Raw genomic sequence first — 16,660 nt, 5'->3', positions numbered from 1 at the left:
AAGGCGGATGCCAAAGCGGTGCAGATAAATAAAATACCGTATAGTGAGTGACGCACAAGCTTGGATGCAGAGCAAGGAACTAGAAAAATTCAAGGGAAGGCGTAGTTAAAAGCTACGTCGACCGCAGGATTTTTCGCAGTGACACAGCTATGCGCCAAGATCGTGCGTCACGTCTCTATGAACAGGAAACGCCCCCGCTATTTTCAACCACACACTTTTTTCCGCAACCGCATCAATCGCATCCCGCAGCATATCGGGATCGCAGTGTGCGTCGAGATCAAAATAGAAAATATACGCCCCGAGCTCCGTCCGCGCCGGCCGCGACTCGATGCGTGTCAGATTCACCTCACGGTGTGCGAACTCCCCAAGCACCTCATAGAGCGCGCCGGGACGCGTACCGTCAATCCGACAGATAACGAGCACCGTATCGGGCGGTTCGGCAGGGGGCGGCATCATCCCTTCGCGGACGATCTCAAAGAACCGCGTACAGTTCGACCCGCGATCCTCTATTTTCCCTGCACGTTCAACAAGCCCGTTCAGCTCTCCCGCGCGCCGCGTACAGATTGCCGCAAATCCCGAATCCGGCGGCGCCGCGCCGACGATCTCGGCCGCGCGCGCCGTGCTCGACGTCTTGATGATCTCCGCGTGCGGACAGTACCGCAGGAGGAAATCGCGGCATTGGGCGATGGGCTGCGCGTGAGAGTAGACTGCACGGATCTCGCCCTCTGCTGTATGCGCCATGAGATAATTATGCACCGGCCAGATTACCTCACGGCGCACGCGCAGCATATCCGCGTGGGCGAGCACGTCAAGCGTCACAGTGATCGCGCCCTCGAGCGAGTTCTCCACGGGCACGAACGCCGTATCCACCGCCCCCGTCTCCGCCGCATGAATGCACTCGCCGATGTCCGCGAAGCAGATGAGCTCCGCCGCGCGCCGCCGCCACGCCTTCAGATAGAGCGCCGCCGCCTCGCTGTGCGTCCCCACGGGGCCAAGGATGCCCATTTTCCTGATCACACATATTCCTCCTCGTCGCTCTCATCATACTATATGGACATACCGTTGACAAGGACGGCGGAAAGACTTTCATTTCATCCTCATTTATCTTGCCTCGCCGCTGTGTTATAATGAGAACGTTTTCTGAATAAATCAAACGAAAAGGACGCCCTATGACAACAAATGAATATCTCGGCATCATCCGCTGCATCGCGGGACTCAAGGAACGTACGCGCCACGCATGGACGCGGGACGGACGGCAGGAGAGCGTCGCCGAGCACAGCTGGCGGCTCGCGCTCATGGCATATTTCCTCCGCGACCGCTTCCCGGATGCCGACCTCACGCGCGTCCTCCTCATGTGTCTCCTGCACGACATCGGCGAAGTCTTTACCGGCGACATCCCGACCTTTGAAAAAACCGACGCCGACCGCACGCGCGAGCACGCCCTGCGCGACGACTGGATCGCAGCGCTGCCGCCGCCCTACGACGCGGAACTGCGCGCGCTGTTTGCGGAGATGGATGCATGCGAGACCAAGGAAGCCCGGCTCGTCCGCGCCCTCGACCGCATGGAGGCGGTGCTCACGCACAACGAGGGCGATCCCGGCACATGGCTGCCTCTCGAATATGACCTCCAGCGCACCTACGGTGTACCCGAGGCCGCGTTCTCGGACATCCTCGCAGCCATCCGCGCCGCCGTCACCCGCGAGGTCGACGCCCTCATCGCGGCGCAAAATGCATCGAACGAACAAAAGGAGCAAAATAAATGAAACCAAGCTACGGCAACTGGATCTCGAACTCCATGCTGAAAACCTTCTTCGGTGTCGCTATTGGACTTTTCGCCGTCTCGCAGGCGCTCGCCTTCACCCTCGGCAAGGAAACCTATTACTATGTCGCTTGCATCCTCTGCACCTTTTCCTCAGCTGCCGCACTCTACATGAGTTACTGCCACTATGTCTTTTCCTTCGGCGGCGGCGGGCTCATGCGCCGCATCCACAATTATCTCCTCGAACACCTCGCGTGGAACGGCAAAGGCACGCTGCTCGACGTCGGCTGCGGCTCGGGCGCACTCTCCATCGCCGCCGCAAAACAATTTCCTGCGGCAAAGGTGCAGGGCATCGACGCGTGGGGCGCCATGTGGGACTACAGCAAAGATCAGTGCGACCGCAACGCAGAGATCGAGGGCGTCGGCGCGCGCTGCACATTCATGCCCGGAGACGCTGCAAAGATCGACTTTCCGAGCAAATCCTTTGACGCCGTCATCAGCAATTTTGTCTATCACGAAGTCCGCACGCAAAAGGATAAATTCATGCTCGTCGAAGAGACTCTGCGCACGCTGAAAAAGGGCGGCTCGTTCGCCCTGCAGGACACCTTCGGCGATAAAGACCGCTACGGCAAGATGGAGGAGTTCCTCGAGTACCTCAAAGAGCACGACGACATCGACGACATCACCTACGTCCCGAACATCGAGCGGCACATCCCCATGCCCTTCCTCGTGCGGTTCATGCTGCGCGACTGCGGACTCATCTATGGCAGAAAATAATCCTCCCTCGCACGAAAGGAAGATACTTATGCGCCTCGCCGCCCTCCTCGCACTCAGTCTCTCCCTCGCCGCCCCCGTTGCTGCGGCACCCCCTACGCCGCCCGCCTCGATTGAGCAGCCGCCCCTCGTTCGGCGTCCCGCATTCCCGGCAGAGTTCCCCGTGGGACGCATTGTCGATGAGAAATTGGTCGCGGGACTGCGCTTTGCCGTGCCGCAGCCCGCAGACGCACTCAAGATGCCCGTGCAAGAGCCGACGGAGATCTCCATCATGGGCGACGCGGCGGCAACCGAGGAGCAGATGCTCGCCTATCTCCTGCGGCGCAATCCACAGCCAAAACTCACCGGCACGCCGGCAGAGCTCGTTCACGCCTACTACGAAGAAGCCGAACGCGAGGGCATCCGCCCCGACGTCGCGCTCGCACAGGCGTTCAAGGAAACGGGCTTTTTCGCATACGGCGGCGACGTCTCATGGCAGCAGAACAACTTCTGCGGACTGGGCGCAACGGGCGGCGGGGTTAAGGGTCTCTCCTTCCCCGACATCCGCACGGGTGTCCGCGCGCACATCCAGCACCTCCTCGCCTACGCGAGCAAAGACCTCCCGACCGTCCCCATCGTCGACCCGCGCTACAGCCACATCCGAACGAACCGCCCCGACGTCTACGGACGGCTCACGCGCTGGACGGATCTGAACGGCGTATGGGCTGTCCCTGGCAAGACCTACGGACAGGAAATCCTCCTCATCCGCGACGCCGCACGCGCCCCCGACGGTTCCGACGCCGCCCTGCACGCCGCGAACCTCCGGCTCATGCAGGCGGCAGATGCCGACGCCTACATCTATCGCGGACTTGTGTACCTGCATCGGCACGCCTATGACAACGCGCTCGCCGACTTTACAGCCGCGCAAAAGCGCGATATGAAGCGCCCCGCCCCCTACCTCGGCATCGCCCTCACCCATGCCGCGGCAGGGCATAGTAAAGATGCACGCGCCGCCTACGAACGCTATCTGAAGCTCGCCCCCGACGATGCCGCCGCCCGCTATAACTACGGGCTCGTTCTCCTCGATACGGGCGCAGCCGACAAAGCCGCCGCAGCCCTGCGTCAGACGGTCGCGGCAAATCCACAGACCGCCGATGCCATGAACGCTCTCGGACTTGCGCAGCTCCGCAGCAGGGACTATCGCGGCGCATGGCACACATGGGCGGATGCTGCGCGCATCGCCCCCGAGAACGCGGACATCCTCATCAACCAAATCCTCCTCGCCGCCTCCTGCAAAGACGCGGCGGAAAAGAAGGAGAAAAAGAAGCGTAAATAAAAAAGGCTGCCGCACATTGGTCAATACCTTCGTGCAGCAGCTTTTTGTTTTATAGATACTGTGGTCTGTGATCCGTAATCCCTAGATACTGCTTGAGTGATTCCTGCAGGAGATGTGACAAATTCACCTTTTCCTTGCGTGCCGCAATGTCGAGCCAACGCGGAATCGTTACCGTTTTATTCGTAGATTTATTGAGCATCTTCTCACGAAACGGCGGCATCCATGCATCGATCATCGCAAGGGATGTCCCCTCTTTGGTACGAAGCGATGCGACCTTCGAGGGAATCGGGATGTCTTCGCCATCCTCCTCCATACCGTATAGATGCAGTTGGAGTGCTTCCTTCGCGTTCTTAAACGCTTCCTCCGGCGTATCTGCGCATGGGCAACACCCCGGCAAATCCGGAAACACGATGGAAATTCCGCCTTCTTCCTCCGTAAAAACGGCAGGATATATATATCGGTCTTTCATATTCTACACCGCCTTGCAAATCAATCACGGACGTCAATTCCTGCCTGCCTCAAAATATTTCTTGCAGTCCCTTCCGGAACATCCTTCCTTGGATGCGTCAGTGTAACACGTCCCTTCTTAACAGGATGCTTATACTGATGGTGATCGCCCGTGCAATGTACTTCATACCAACCGTCCTTTTTGAGTATTTGGAGCAGCTCTCTAGATGAATAGGATTTCATAAATATAGTCCCCTCAAGCATACTCACTCTAACACATGTTATAACATTTGTAAATAGTATGCACTGCCGACGCTTTCACACGTCGACACCCCCCCTTTTTCATGTTAAATATGTGCCAACACGGCGTTTGTCATTTCCTCCGTGCCGACTTTTTTGAGGTCGTTGCCCTCGGTGTATAGATCGCTCGTACGCAGTCCGTCTGCGAGCGCGGCGTCGACAGCCGTCTCGACCGCCGCGGCAGCGGCTTCTTCATGCAGTTCGTAGCGCAGGAGCATCGCCGCCGAGAGGATCGTGCCGAGCGGGTTGGCGATACCGCGCCCGGCGATGTCGGGTGCGCTGCCGTGGATCGGTTCAAAGAGACTCGTCCCCGTGCCGATGGATGCCGACGGCATGAGCCCGATCGAGCCGCCGATCACCGCCGCCTCATCCGATAAAATATCGCCGAAGAGGTTTCCTGTCACGATGACGTCAAACTGCGTCGGGCGCACGGCAAGCTGCATCGCGCAGTTGTCCACATAGAGATGCGAGAGCGCGACGTCGCCGTATTCCGATGCGAGCGCCGTCACCGTGCGCCGCCAAAGTCGCGAGGTTGCGAGGACATTTGCCTTGTCCACGGACGTGACTGCGCCGCGCCGCAGGCGCGCCGTCTCGAATGCGAGCCGCGCGATGCGCTCCACCTCGGGGACGGAGTAGTTCTCCATGTCCCACGCGCGCTCCGCGCCGTCCACCTGCTCCGACTCGCATTTCTCACCGAAATAGATTCCGCCGATCAGCTCGCGCACGATCACGAGATCGACGCCGCGCACGAGTTCGGGTTTTAGCGGCGAATGTTCGACGAGGGCGTCAGCCACCTTGACCGGGCGCAGATTCGCGTACAGTCCAAGCCCTTTTCTGAGCCCTAGGATCGCGCGCTCGGGGCGCAGTTCCGGAGAAATATCGTCCCATTTCGGGCCTCCGACCGCGCCGAAAAGCACGCCGTCCGACGCTTTGCATACGGCGAGCGTCTCCTCCGGGAGCGGCGTGCCGTACTTATCGTATGCCGTTCCGCCCGCGTCGCGCACTTCGTAGGAGAGACCGAGCGCGAACTTCGCGTCGACGGCCTTCAATACCTCGACCGCCGCCGCCGTGATCTCGGCGCCGATGCCGTCGCCCGGCACAACCGCAATTTTATACGCCATGGCGGAATCCCCCGTTCTCCTTGATATAGTTCAGCAGTCCGCCCGCCGCCGCAATCTCCTGCACGAAGCCCGGAAGGGGATGCGCGCGGAACGTGTCGCCCGTCGTGAGATCGCGGATCTCGCCCGTCGCCGTATCGACGCTCAGGCGGTCGCCCGCATGGATCTTCTCCACGTCGTCACCGATCTCGAGCAGGGGCAGTCCGATGTTGATGCCGTTGCGGTAGAAGATGCGCGCAAAGCTCGCCGCAATGACGACGGGAACGCCCGATGCCGCAATCGCAATCGGCGCGTGCTCGCGCGAGGAACCGCAGCCAAAATTCCGCCCGCCGACGATGATGTCCCCCGCCGCGACATTTTTCGCAAACGTCGTGTCGATGTCCTCCATGCAGTGCGCCGCGAGCGCCTTCGGTTCGAACGTGTTGAGATAGCGCGCCGGGATGATGACGTCCGTGTCGATGTTGTCGCCGTAGCGCCAGACCTTTCCCTCCTGCATCAGAGCACCTCCTCGGGCGCGGCAATCCGCCCCAATATTGCGCTTGCCGCTGCGACATGCGGGCCCGCGAGATAGACCTCGCTGTCCACATGCCCCATGCGCCCGCGAAAATTCCGATTCGTCGTCGAGACGCAGCGTTCCCCCGCCGCGAGGATACCCATATAGCCGCCGAGGCAGGGGCCGCAGGTCGGCGTCGAAACCGCCGCGCCCGCATCCATGAAAATCTCAAGATAGCCGCGTTTCATCGACTCTTGATAGACCCACGGCGACCCGGGGATGACGATGCACCGCACATTCGGATGCACCGTATGTCCCCTCAAAATCTCAGCCGCGATCTCCATGTCCTCAAGCCGTCCGTTCGTGCATGAGCCGATGACGACCTGATCGATCGCGACGGGTTCGGCGAGATCCATCACGCGCCGCGTATTCTCCGGCAGATGCGGGAACGCAACGACGGGGCGCAGCACACCGAGATCGATCTCCACCGTCTGCGCATACACGGCGTCGGGGTCGGCTTCGGCGGGCGTAAAGTCCGCCGCCATGCGCCCCGCCACATAGTCCCTGCACACATCGTCATACGGGAAAATGCCGTTCTTTGCGCCCGCCTCGATCGCCATATTTGCAATCGTCAGACGGTCGGTCATCGTAAGCTCTGCGACGCCCTCACCCGTGAATTCAAGACTCCGATAGAGCGCGCCGTCCACGCCGATCGTCCCGATGAGCGTCAAAATCACGTCTTTGCCGCTGATGTCCGCAGGTTTTTTGCCCGTCAGATGCACATTGATCGCCTCGGGCACCTTGAACCACGCCTCGCCCGTCGCCATGCCGACCGCGAGATCGGTCGTGCCGACGCCCGTCGAGAACCCGTTCACCGCGCCGTAGGTGCAGGTATGCGAGTCCGCACCGATGGTGAGCATCCCGGGACCCACGATCCCTTTCTCCGGCAGAAGGACGTGCTCGATGCCGACGCGCCCCTGCTCGTAGTAGTGCAGGATGTCGTGCCTGCGCGCAAAGTCACGCATGATCTTCGCCAGCTCTGAGGACTTAATGTCCTTTGCGGGCTGGAAATGATCGGGAATCAGTGCGATTTTTTCCCGGTCAAAGACGGGGCGTCCCGTCTTTTCAAACTCTTTGATGGACGGCGGCCCCGTCACATCGTTTGCGAGCACCATGTCAAGCTCACAGGTGACGAGCTGTCCCGCCTCCACCACGTCGAGCCCCGCATGGCGTGCGAGAATTTTCTCGCTCATATTCATCCCCATGGATTACCCCCCAAAAATAATACAGAAAGAGGGGCGCGGCACCAGCCGCCCCCTCTGATATGACCGTATCGCCTCGCAGAAGAGGTTCGGTGATTTCCTTAGTCTTTGCGCAGATCGGCGCCGTCCTTCAGCCACGACATCATGCCGCGCAGCTCCTTGCCGACCGTCTCGATCGGGTGCTCCGCGTGGATACGGCGCTCCGCAAGGAAGTTCGCACGCCCCGCAGCGTTGTTTTCCGTGAGCCATTGACGCGCGAACGTGCCGTCCTGAATCTCGCCGAGGACGCGCTTCATCTCCGCCTTCGTCTCGTCCGTGATGATGCGCGGCCCGCGCGTGTAGTCTCCGTACTCCGCCGTGTCGGAGATGGATTTGCGCATCTTCGCCATGCCGCCCTCATACATGAGGTCGACGATGAGCTTCATCTCGTGGAAACACTCGAAATACGCAATCTCCGGCTGATAGCCTGCCTCGCAGAGCGTCTCAAAGCCCTTCTGGATGAGGTGCGTCACACCGCCGCAAAGGACGACCTGCTCGCCGAAGAGATCGGTCTCCGTCTCCTCCTTGAACGTCGTTTGAATGACGCCCGCACGCGTGCCGCCGATGCCGCGCGCATACGCGAGCGCGAGGTCAAAGCAGCGCCCCGTCGCATCCTGCCCCACAGCGAACACATCCGGCACGCCGCCGCCCTCGCGGAACGTGCGGCGCACGAGATGCCCGGGGCCCTTCGGCGCGACCATGAACACGTCGATGTCATCCGCCGGAACAATCTGGTTGAAATGGATATTGAAGCCGTGCGCAAACGCGAGCGCGCTGCCGGACTTCAGATGCGGCGCGATCTCGCTGCGGTAGAGCGCCGCCTGCTTCTCATCCGGAATGAGGATCATCGTGACGTCCGCCGACTTCACGGCATCCGCCACGGGGAGTACCTTCAGCCCGTCTTCCTCGGCGATCTTCGCCGATTTTGACCCAGCGTAGAGACCGACGACGACATTCACGCCGCTGTCCTTCAGGTTCAGCGCGTGCGCGTGCCCCTGGCTGCCGTAGCCGATGATCGCAGCCGTCTTCCCCTCAAGTACGCTCCAGTTGACATCCTGATCATAGTAAGTTTTTGCCATAGTACTCACGCTCCTCACAGTGTTCGTAAATTGTGTGTTCCCCGCGCTCGAGCGCAATCAGGCCCGTGCGGATGATCTCGACGATGCCGTAGGGACGGAGCACCTTCAAGAATGCCGTCACCTTGTCGTCGCCGCCCGTGATCTCAAAGATGATCGAGCCCGCGTCCACATCCACGACGTGCGCGCGGAAGAGTTCCCCCATCTTCAGCACGTCGAGACGGTTCGTATCGTCCGCGTGCACCTTGATCATCGTCATGCCGCGGCACGCCGCGCTCTTTTCATCGAGCCGCTGAACGGCGCGCACGACGGGCATCTTCTCGAGCTGCTTGATCATCTGCTCCACGAGATTCTCATCCCCGTGCACCACCACCGTGATGCGCGAGAATTCCGGCGACTCCGTGACCCCCACCGACAGACTGTCGATGTTGAACTCGCGCCGCGAGAACATGCTCGCTACGCGCACGAGAACACCCGTCTGATTCTCTACAAAAACAGACAGAATATGCTTCATCACGCCGGATTCCTCCCTGCCTGCCGCATCGACCTTCACCCCTGGGAAAACTCCTTCATTATCGCCCCGCCGCCGGCATTTGTCAATGATTTTTTAGGCGCAATCTAGATTCGGATATCACCAAATTTTCTTTCATATTCTCAATCACAGCACGAATCAAATAAAAGCGTGCGGTGATCCAGCCCATAGCGAATGATAACGCCCGTATCCGCCGCGTAGTCCACACACTGCGAGGAAATATCCTCTTTGGTCGTAACGAATACGTCTGCCTCCCGCAACACAGGAATCGAAAACGCCTCCTCGGCATCGTGGGCAAGGAGGAGCGGTGTCTCCTCCCCCTGCTCCTCAAGCCGCGCTGCAATCGCCGCCCACGCCGTCCCCTGTGACATTGATGCCGCGCGATGGAGCAGCAGCGCCGTTTTATCCACAGCGCAGTACGTCTCAATATACGAATCAATCACATGCTGCCAAACGGCTTCCTCCGCGTCAAAATCCGGAACAAAATAATAGATCTTGTATCCGTCTGCCCGGAGCGCCCGCATCATAGCGACCGTCTCATCCGCCGGCTCGTCTTCGCGCGGTGCAGCAAATTCCGCAATAAAACGCACCGGATCTTTCAGCAGCGGCAGATTCGCTTTGATCTTCTCCTCCGGCCAGTTCCACCACTTGATCTCCTGCAGCGCACGAATCGTCTCCTCATCAAAGCGATATTTAATGACGCGCGCCGGATTACCTACCACAACGGCATAAGGCGGCACGTCCTTCGCAACGACGGAGCGCGCGCCGATCACCGCACCGTTGCCGATACGCACACCGCCGAGGATCGTCACGTCACATCCGATCCAAACGTCATTTCCGATGATGATCTGCTTGCGATTCACATGATTGTAATGATTTATCTGCGGCTCTTTGCCGTCCGCCAAATCCTCAAACGGATAGGTAGTCACCTGCCGATAGTCATGGTTGAGCCCCAGCTCAAAGGTCAGCCGATGTCCCAGAGCAGAGTAACGCCCCACAAGTACATGCTCTCCCCATGATCCCGTCTCAAGACTCCCGTTCACCATATAGGAACCGGGGGCCGAACGTCATCGCCGTGTAGCGCCTGCTCTCATCCAAAGGAATTTTTCGCACCTGTGCCGAAAACTCCGTAAAATTAATCTCCTTGAACAAGGCTCTTCTCCCCTTCTATCCGCATTTCAAATATTCTCCGGATAATTGTATCACATATACTTCGGAGAAACTACCGTCGCCCCTTTTTCTCCCTAACATTTTTCAGTCCCCTATGCTAAAATAAACGAAAAGGAGAGTAAAACGAATGAACATACCGGCTTGGGAGGGGAGCTCCATCTTCCCCGCCCTCTGTGACACACTGCTGACTTGGCGAAAATCCTCGCCAGACACACGCGAACTGCCGTGGCGCGACGAGCCGACACCGTACCATATATGGATCTCGGAGATCATGCTCCAGCAGACGCGCGCAAATGTGGTGCGCGGCTACTATCTGCGATTCCTCGCGGCGCTTCCGACCGTCTGCGACCTCGCAGACGTGGACGAGGACGCGCTCATGAAGCTCTGGCAGGGACTCGGCTACTACAGCCGCGCACGCAATTTGAGGCGCGCCGCACAGGCGATTGTCGAAAGGCACGGCGGCGCGCTTCCCGACGATTTTGATGCGCTCCTTGCGCTCCCGGGCATCGGGCGGTATACCGCAAGTGCAATTTCATCATTCGCCTACGGTCGTCCATGCCCCGCCGTCGATGGCAACTTCCTCCGTGTCGCCGCGCGCGTGACGGCAAATCCCATCGACATCGCAAAGGACGCGTCAAAGCGCGCCCTTGAGGAGGCGCTCCGCCCCTCATATCCGATCGGAAAAGACGCCGGGCTGCTCAACGAGGCGTTCATGGATCTCGGCGCGACCGTCTGCCTGCCGAACGGCGTCCCCCTCTGCCGCATCTGTCCCGCCGCGCGTCTTTGCCTCGCGCACGACCGCGGCGCGGAACTTGACTACCCCGTCAAGTCCGCGCTCAAGGCGCGGCGCAAAGAGCATCGCACCGTTCTCCTCCTGCGCTGCGGCGATCGCTGTGCCATACGAAAAAGACCCGCAAAGGGACTCCTCGCGGGTCTTTGGGAATATCCGAATCTCGAAGGAAAATGGGGCAAGCGCAAGGTGCTCGAACACCTCGCCGCGGAGGGCTTCACCGTCCGTTCTATCGCTCCGCTCCCGCCCGCGCGCCACGTGTTCACGCACATCGAGTGGAACCTCACGGGCTGGGAAGTCTATGTCGAAGAGACGAACGCCGCGCCGCTCTGCGCCGCGGCGGACGATGCCCCCTCCGTCCTCCTCTGGGTGCGCCGCGAGGATCTCGCCGATACCTACGGCATCCCCGCCGCGTTCGGGTACTTTACGCCGCGTTAGAAGGTCATGTTGATCCCGCCGCGCCAGATACGGCCGTCATAATAGAGCGTCGTATTTTCCTCGTTGAGCAGATTGTTCACGCCGAAGTAGGCACTCAAGTGATCGTTGATCTTCTTGTTGATGACCAGGTTGAGCACCGTCGCGGAGGTATTCTTCTTCACCGCAGCGTTGCCGCGCCCCTCCGCATAGTAGTAATCACTCATCCAGTCGTTCCAGAGGACGCCGCTCCACCCGTGCTTAAAGTCATCGTAAATGAGCTGCAGCGAGAGTTTGTGCCGCGCTCGTCCGGTCAGCCGATCCCCCGTCATATCGTTCTTGGCATCGAGATAGGTATAGGTGGACCGCAGCGTAAATTGATCGCCAAGGCGCTGCCTGCCTTCAAACTCAATCCCCTGCAGCGTCGCCTTATCGACATTTTCATAATGTCCGACGTTGCGGATTGCAATCGGATGCGGCGGCGGCGGTGTGAACGACATAATCACAGAACTCGTTGTGTTCAAGTTAATCAGATCATCCACCTTGTTGTGGAAGTAGGTTATTTTCCCCGCGCTGCGTTTTCCTTCCGCTTCAAAACTGAGGTCAAAGTTGACCGCCTTCTCGGGCTTCAGGTTCGGGTTCCCGTCGATATGTACCTGCGTTGGCACGAGCCACGACCTTATGCGCGCAACTGCGGGCACATGATCCCAATGCATATAGAGTTCGCTCGCCGTGGGCGCGCGGTACGCCGATCCGACATTCATCTTGACACGGCTGCGGTCACTGATCCGGTAGGTCGTCCCGAGCTGTGCCGTTACCTTATTTCCGAATTTATTATTGTGATCCCAACGCACGGACGGCACGATGTAAAGGCGCTTGTTCGCGCGCCATTCATCCTGCAGATACAGCGCGGCGTAATCAAGGTCTGCCTTCGATTCAGTTTTCGAAATACCGTTCCTCGTGACGATATGCCCGCCGCCCACATCGATACGTGTACTCTCGTACTCCTCCTTCCGGTACTCCCCGCCAAACGTGAGTTTATGATCCGCACCGACGTTCCATGTGCGTTTTCCGTCCGCGATATAGGATCGGAAGACCATATCGTCAAAGTCCGAGAGTATGCCGTTCGATCGCAGATGCGTCTCTTGTTTTTTATTAAAGAGCGTATAGTAGACCTGCATCTCGTAGGTGCCCCTGCGATCCTCCCCCGCATAGCGCAGCCCTGTCGAATACCGTTTATGATTATAGCCCACGGTTCCCGGATTGGATCTATAGTTGCCGCCCGTCTGCGTCACAGCCTCGGACTTCTGATCCAGATCTTCGTTCATGTAGTCGAAGAAGAAATCCAAATGCTTACGCTGCGCAATATCCATCCGTCCGTCTAGGTTGAAATAGTATTTTCTCCCATATTGATTGGAGGCCGTTTCCGCACCGCGTTCGCGGACATCACTCACCTTGAAACTCGTGCGCCATGCCCATTTCCCGTCTTGCCGAAGTCGACGGATACGCCGCCGTCCTTTTGCCGGCTCGTCCAATCCGCGGAAACGCCGACCTGTTTTTTCTCAGGATGTTTGCGGATGATATTGATGACGCCGCCCAGTGCCTCCGAGCCGTACAGGGAGCTGACGGAACCGCGGACGATCTCAATGCGCTCCACATCGTCCATATTGACGCGCTGCAGCTCATAGTAATTCGCCGTCTGGCTCGTATCCTCCGTGCGTATGCGCCGACCGTCGATGAGGATCAGCGTCTGATTGGTACTCATGCCGCGCAGTGCCGCCTGATTCCCGACCATGCCGTTTTCCGTCACATCCAGCCCGACGGTGAGTGCAAGCGCCTGTGCCAACGTCTCCGCGCCGAGGCGGTCGATATCCTCACGCGTCACGATCTCAACCGAAGCGGGGGCTTCTTTCACACTCTGCTCTGTACGCGATGCCTTGACAACAACATCATCGAGCGTATAGACGGGCATCTCCCGGTCTGCGGCAGCCGCCTGTACCGAATGAAACGACGCTGCCGTCAATGCGCCTAAAACAGCAGCGGTCAAGGCCGTTCGGTGATGCCTTACATGAAAACTCCTCATAAGGAGAACACCTCTTTTCTGTTATAGAGTTAACGATTTGCTTTCTCAATTATAACATCAATAGAGAGATAATGAAATATATTTTCATTATCTTCTGATCTAATGTGCGGATTCACAGCTATGATTTCCTCGACAAATATAAAACTGCCCGTCTGCGCTGCATCTCTGCAGCCGCAAACGGGCAGTTTTTTATATAAAATACACTACACAGCTTTTCCAAGGTCACGCGCGGAGGTGCGCATGACGGTGTTGAGGTCGGGGGCGGATGCCGCTGCGGCGGCACGCTCTTTCTCCCGGCTCTTTTCGATGAGGTTCTTCAGCATTTGCATATGCGGATGGTTCTCGAGCTCCGGCGAGGGCTTGCCTTGGAGCGCCGCCGCCATCTGCGGGGGCATCCCGTCGGGGAACATCGCCTCGAGCATGGAACGGACATCCTTGGGGATCATGTCCTGCAAAGCGACGTTCTCCTTGCGCAGCTTCACCTCGTCCTCCTGCGTGAGCGCATACGCTTCGAGGAATCCCTGGATGAGGTTGTCGTGCCAGAACTCTCCCGCCTGCGTCAGACGGAATCCCGTCTCCGTGCGCGTGACGAGTCCGTTCTCCGCCCACGCGGCAAGGAGCGGTTCCATCGTGTCGAGAAGACGTACGCCGTATTTTTTCTCAAAAAAGGGCGCGTAGAAATATCCGTGCTCGATCTGATCGCCGATCTCGCTGTGCATCCGGTGCTCGTCCGCCTGCTCACCCATGAACTGGAAGGGCTTTGCGCCCTCTTCGACCATCTTCTCATAGGCGGCAAGTCCGCCGTGATTGCGCCACATGATTTGACCGATGAACCCGCCCGCGCCCGAGCCGAACGCGAGGATGTCGTTGCCGCGCTTGGCGAGTGTGTTATACAGGCTGCGCTCGCGGTGATCCGTCGTCCAGTGTGTCGTGTCGATGCGCCGCGCCATCGGGTTCTCGTCGACGATCGCGATGCCGCGCGCGAAGTATTCGGACTGTTCCTCCGTTGTCGGGAGCATCGGGAGGTCGCCCGACTTGATGCGCGCCGCAAGCTCGCTCGCCGGGAACACGTTTAGCTGATAGAGGTCGCCGCCCGCGATGCCGATCTCGAACTGCGTGCGCACGTCGTTCTCCCAGACCTCCGGGGACTGATAGGGCAGCCCATAGATGAGGTCGGCGATGACGACCGCGCCCTGCTTCTCCACCATGCGGCGCAGTGTCGCGACAACGGTATCATGATCGTCGATGCGCCCGATCGACTGCCGCACGCGCGTGTCAAAGGACTGTACGCCGAGCGAGAATCGGTTGACGCCCGCACGCATCGCCGCCTCAACCTTGCTCTCCGTGAGGTCATGGATGCGTCCCTCGAGCGTGATCTCGGCGTCGCTCGTCAGCGGCAGACGCTCCCGCACTACACGCACGAGTCGTGCGAGGTCGGCGTCCGAGAGCGCGGTCGGCGTGCCGCCGCCGAAGAACACCGCCTGAAACGGCGCGCCCTGCACATAGGGCGTCTCCGCCGCCGCGTCGAGCTCCTGCAGGAGCACGTCGACATAGCGGTGCGCCGCTTCTTCCTTCGTATAGTTCTGGAAAAATCCGCAGTAGCTGCATTTCTTATCGCAGAACGGGATGTGGATATACGCCGCGCGCTCGTCGGCGGGATCGGGCGTCTGCGCCATGAGCTCCGCCCACACCTGCGCCTGCTCCGCCTTGTCCATGATCATGCGCTTGCCGCCCGCGCCGGGATGCACGACACGCTTTTTCGTAAAGGCGCAGCCGAGCGGATTCTCCGACTTCGTGCCGAGCAGCCAGCCGCGCGCCTCCGCGGAGAGCTCCGCGAGTTTTGTCTCTAGGCTGTTCATGCGAGCGCCTCCTTTGCTGCGCCGATGACCTTTTCAAAATCCGCCGCATCCGGATGGGACGCCGCCGCCGCATAGCGCTCCGCGTTCTCCTCGGTGTAGGCGTGGACATTGTCGAGCGGCATACTCTTGAACATCTCGATAATCATCGGATCAATCGCGCCCTGCACGAGGATCGCGCCGAGGATCTCGTTCGACGGATCAAAGAGCGCCTTGATATTCGAGATGCACTTTGCGCAGTGCTCCGAGTTCGGATCGGCGCCGAGCGTGCCGTAGATGAACACGCGGCGTCCGCGCACGGTCTCGATATATTTGCGTGCAGCGGCATCCGCCGTGCCGCGGTCAATCCAAGTACCGATGCAGAGATCGGCGGTATCCGAAATCCCCGCCGCATCCTTTACGCTGTGGCAGGATGCGCCGAGCGCCTGTGCCAGATGCTCCGCGACCTTCTGCGTGTTCCCCGTGCGCGATGAGTAGACGACCGCAATATCTTGATTCTGCATGATTTGATTCTCCTAATATCTCAATATGAATATCTTGCATTCATGATTCACCCGTATCATAGCGCAAGGCATCAAAAAAATCAAGTGCTTTTATCGTTTTTCATAAATAAAAATTATGAATCAAGTTCATCTTTTTCAACAGGGTTTCTCTGTACAGAATATATAGATACTCTCTATCAAATAGAATTCCCATATCAAAAGATAAAGAGAAGAGCCTCTTTCAAAAATCATCCCATCCCTTCTGTCTACAAAAAACGAATTCATCTATTTCATATTCTATTCTATATATAAATCGATAAATATTAATTATATTATTTGCAGGTATTTTTCAGGGAGAATAACCTCTCACATCCCGTTCTTCTTGACAGTCATGATAGAATAAAGGAAAACAACATGACAAGGAGGAAAAACACATATGAAGAAAATACTCTCCGCACTCACCGCCGCACTCATCCTTGGAGCGAGCGCACAAGCACTCACCGCCGGATGCGAGGACGGCGCATGTGAGCTGCCGCAAAAACAGGATCAAGCCTACCGCGTTGGCAATGCAAGCGCATATTGCGGCTCTAACGGCGTGCAGAGCGCACGCAGCGAACAGCGCGGAACCTGCGGATGCTATAACGGACGCTGAGACAAAAAAGGCTTACTGCACAAATATACCAACAGGTATTCGTGCGGTAAGCCTATTTTTGAGTCTGTGAAGAAAAGTCTGTAAATCGGATCTTCTAT

At 58.6% G+C, this 16,660-nt stretch carries 16 protein-coding genes and 1 pseudogene; 5 read left to right on the top strand and 12 right to left on the bottom strand.

Translation table 11 applies throughout. The features are described 5' to 3' along the window. Positions 1-147: 147 nt before the first annotated feature. On the bottom strand, positions 148-1,017 hold the full coding sequence (pheA, locus tag HMPREF1147_RS02270; protein WP_009657534.1) for a prephenate dehydratase: 870 nt from the start codon (positions 1,015-1,017) through the stop codon (positions 148-150). A 152-nt stretch (positions 1,018-1,169) separates the two neighbouring features. Here pheA and HMPREF1147_RS02265 point away from each other — a divergent pair, with 152 nt between their 5' ends. From HMPREF1147_RS02265 to HMPREF1147_RS02255, 3 genes are read left to right on the top strand one after another with little or no spacing between them, the layout of a single operon-like run. Beyond that, positions 1,170-1,763, top strand: a complete 594-nt coding sequence (locus HMPREF1147_RS02265; RefSeq protein WP_009657529.1) for an HD family hydrolase — start codon at positions 1,170-1,172, stop codon at positions 1,761-1,763. After that, positions 1,760-2,536 (top strand): class I SAM-dependent methyltransferase, encoded by a 777-nt coding sequence (locus HMPREF1147_RS02260; protein WP_009657531.1) that lies wholly within the window; start codon positions 1,760-1,762, stop codon positions 2,534-2,536. Before HMPREF1147_RS02265 ends, HMPREF1147_RS02260 begins: the two co-directional genes overlap by 4 nt. Before the next feature lie 28 nt (positions 2,537-2,564). Next, a complete protein-coding gene (locus HMPREF1147_RS02255; RefSeq protein WP_009657527.1) occupies positions 2,565-3,848 on the top strand; it encodes a tetratricopeptide repeat protein in 1,284 nt (427 codons plus the stop codon). A gap of 49 nt (positions 3,849-3,897) precedes the next feature. On the opposite strand, the gene HMPREF1147_RS02250 is transcribed toward HMPREF1147_RS02255, so the two are convergent. From HMPREF1147_RS02250 to HMPREF1147_RS12375, 8 genes are all read right to left on the bottom strand, one after another. After that, positions 3,898-4,317: a type II toxin-antitoxin system HicB family antitoxin gene (locus HMPREF1147_RS02250; protein WP_009350340.1), complete on the bottom strand. Its 420-nt coding sequence runs from the start codon at positions 4,315-4,317 to the stop codon at positions 3,898-3,900. Between the two features lie 20 nt (positions 4,318-4,337). Then, positions 4,338-4,538, bottom strand: a complete 201-nt coding sequence (locus HMPREF1147_RS11550; RefSeq protein WP_009439424.1) for a type II toxin-antitoxin system HicA family toxin — start codon at positions 4,536-4,538, stop codon at positions 4,338-4,340. A 104-nt stretch (positions 4,539-4,642) separates the two neighbouring features. After that, a complete protein-coding gene (gene leuB, locus HMPREF1147_RS02245; RefSeq protein ID WP_009657523.1) occupies positions 4,643-5,716 on the bottom strand; it encodes a 3-isopropylmalate dehydrogenase in 1,074 nt (357 codons plus the stop codon). Then, positions 5,706-6,209 carry a 3-isopropylmalate dehydratase small subunit gene (locus HMPREF1147_RS02240; RefSeq protein WP_009439384.1) on the bottom strand — a complete coding sequence of 168 codons (504 nt, stop codon included), beginning with the start codon at positions 6,207-6,209 and terminating at the stop codon, positions 5,706-5,708. The genes leuB and HMPREF1147_RS02240 overlap by 11 nt, the downstream gene beginning before the upstream one ends. Further along, positions 6,209-7,471, bottom strand: a complete 1,263-nt coding sequence (leuC, locus tag HMPREF1147_RS02235; RefSeq protein WP_009657528.1) for a 3-isopropylmalate dehydratase large subunit — start codon at positions 7,469-7,471, stop codon at positions 6,209-6,211. Before leuC ends, HMPREF1147_RS02240 begins: the two co-directional genes overlap by 1 nt. A gap of 98 nt (positions 7,472-7,569) precedes the next feature. After that, positions 7,570-8,586, bottom strand: a complete 1,017-nt coding sequence (gene ilvC / locus HMPREF1147_RS02230; RefSeq protein WP_009657537.1) for a ketol-acid reductoisomerase — start codon at positions 8,584-8,586, stop codon at positions 7,570-7,572. Continuing rightward, positions 8,567-9,097, bottom strand: coding sequence for an acetolactate synthase small subunit (gene ilvN, locus HMPREF1147_RS02225; RefSeq protein ID WP_026762032.1), 531 nt, complete (start codon positions 9,095-9,097; stop codon positions 8,567-8,569). Before ilvN ends, ilvC begins: the two co-directional genes overlap by 20 nt. A 140-nt stretch (positions 9,098-9,237) precedes the next feature. Then, a complete protein-coding gene (locus HMPREF1147_RS12375) occupies positions 9,238-10,161 on the bottom strand; it encodes a CatB-related O-acetyltransferase (RefSeq protein ID WP_304412057.1) in 924 nt (307 codons plus the stop codon). 251 nt (positions 10,162-10,412) lie between these two features. On the opposite strand from HMPREF1147_RS12375, the gene HMPREF1147_RS02215 reads away from it, so the two are divergent. Then, positions 10,413-11,513 carry an A/G-specific adenine glycosylase gene (locus tag HMPREF1147_RS02215; protein ID WP_009657536.1) on the top strand — a complete coding sequence of 367 codons (1,101 nt, stop codon included), beginning with the start codon at positions 10,413-10,415 and terminating at the stop codon, positions 11,511-11,513. On the opposite strand, the pseudogene HMPREF1147_RS02210 reads toward HMPREF1147_RS02215, so the two are convergent. The 3 genes and pseudogenes from HMPREF1147_RS02210 to HMPREF1147_RS02200 all read right to left on the bottom strand — a co-directional run bounded on the left by HMPREF1147_RS02210 (position 11,510) and on the right by HMPREF1147_RS02200 (position 15,931). Beyond that, positions 11,510-13,572: pseudogene (locus HMPREF1147_RS02210) on the bottom strand (TonB-dependent receptor plug domain-containing protein). The gene HMPREF1147_RS02215 and the pseudogene HMPREF1147_RS02210 sit on opposite strands and share 4 nt — an antisense overlap. Positions 13,573-13,775: 203 nt before the next feature. After that, positions 13,776-15,431 carry a heme anaerobic degradation radical SAM methyltransferase ChuW/HutW gene (gene hutW / locus HMPREF1147_RS02205; protein ID WP_009657532.1) on the bottom strand — a complete coding sequence of 552 codons (1,656 nt, stop codon included), beginning with the start codon at positions 15,429-15,431 and terminating at the stop codon, positions 13,776-13,778. Further along, a complete protein-coding gene (locus HMPREF1147_RS02200) occupies positions 15,428-15,931 on the bottom strand; it encodes a flavodoxin family protein (protein ID WP_009657526.1) in 504 nt (167 codons plus the stop codon). The genes hutW and HMPREF1147_RS02200 overlap by 4 nt, the downstream gene beginning before the upstream one ends. A gap of 415 nt (positions 15,932-16,346) precedes the next feature. On the opposite strand from HMPREF1147_RS02200, the gene HMPREF1147_RS02195 reads away from it, so the two are divergent. Further along, positions 16,347-16,562, top strand: a complete 216-nt coding sequence (locus tag HMPREF1147_RS02195; RefSeq protein ID WP_009657530.1) for a hypothetical protein — start codon at positions 16,347-16,349, stop codon at positions 16,560-16,562. Positions 16,563-16,660 lie beyond the last annotated feature (98 nt).

It is taken from the genome of Selenomonas sp. FOBRC9 (assembly GCF_000287655.1).
Taxonomy (GTDB): Bacteria; Bacillota; Negativicutes; order Selenomonadales; family Selenomonadaceae; genus Centipeda; species Centipeda artemidis.
Note: the sequence above shows the minus strand (reverse complement) of the source record. Positions and strands in the feature narration are given on the sequence as shown.

Coding starts and splice junctions, on each gene's coding strand:
- HMPREF1147_RS02265 (WP_009657529.1), top strand. CDS start 1,170: ATGACAACAAATGAATATCTCGGCATCATCCGCTGCATCGCGGGACTC.
- HMPREF1147_RS02260 (WP_009657531.1), top strand. CDS start 1,760: ATGAAACCAAGCTACGGCAACTGGATCTCGAACTCCATGCTGAAAACC.
- HMPREF1147_RS02255 (WP_009657527.1), top strand. CDS start 2,565: ATGCGCCTCGCCGCCCTCCTCGCACTCAGTCTCTCCCTCGCCGCCCCC.
- HMPREF1147_RS02250 (WP_009350340.1), bottom strand. CDS start 4,317: ATGAAAGACCGATATATATATCCTGCCGTTTTTACGGAGGAAGAAGGC.
- HMPREF1147_RS11550 (WP_009439424.1), bottom strand. CDS start 4,538: ATGAAATCCTATTCATCTAGAGAGCTGCTCCAAATACTCAAAAAGGAC.
- leuB (WP_009657523.1), bottom strand. CDS start 5,716: ATGGCGTATAAAATTGCGGTTGTGCCGGGCGACGGCATCGGCGCCGAG.
- HMPREF1147_RS02240 (WP_009439384.1), bottom strand. CDS start 6,209: ATGCAGGAGGGAAAGGTCTGGCGCTACGGCGACAACATCGACACGGAC.
- leuC (WP_009657528.1), bottom strand. CDS start 7,471: ATGGGGATGAATATGAGCGAGAAAATTCTCGCACGCCATGCGGGGCTC.
- ilvC (WP_009657537.1), bottom strand. CDS start 8,586: ATGGCAAAAACTTACTATGATCAGGATGTCAACTGGAGCGTACTTGAG.
- ilvN (WP_026762032.1), bottom strand. CDS start 9,097: ATGAAGCATATTCTGTCTGTTTTTGTAGAGAATCAGACGGGTGTTCTC.
- HMPREF1147_RS12375 (WP_304412057.1), bottom strand. CDS start 10,161: ATGGTGAACGGGAGTCTTGAGACGGGATCATGGGGAGAGCATGTACTT.
- HMPREF1147_RS02215 (WP_009657536.1), top strand. CDS start 10,413: ATGAACATACCGGCTTGGGAGGGGAGCTCCATCTTCCCCGCCCTCTGT.
- hutW (WP_009657532.1), bottom strand. CDS start 15,431: ATGAACAGCCTAGAGACAAAACTCGCGGAGCTCTCCGCGGAGGCGCGC.
- HMPREF1147_RS02200 (WP_009657526.1), bottom strand. CDS start 15,931: ATGCAGAATCAAGATATTGCGGTCGTCTACTCATCGCGCACGGGGAAC.
- HMPREF1147_RS02195 (WP_009657530.1), top strand. CDS start 16,347: ATGAAGAAAATACTCTCCGCACTCACCGCCGCACTCATCCTTGGAGCG.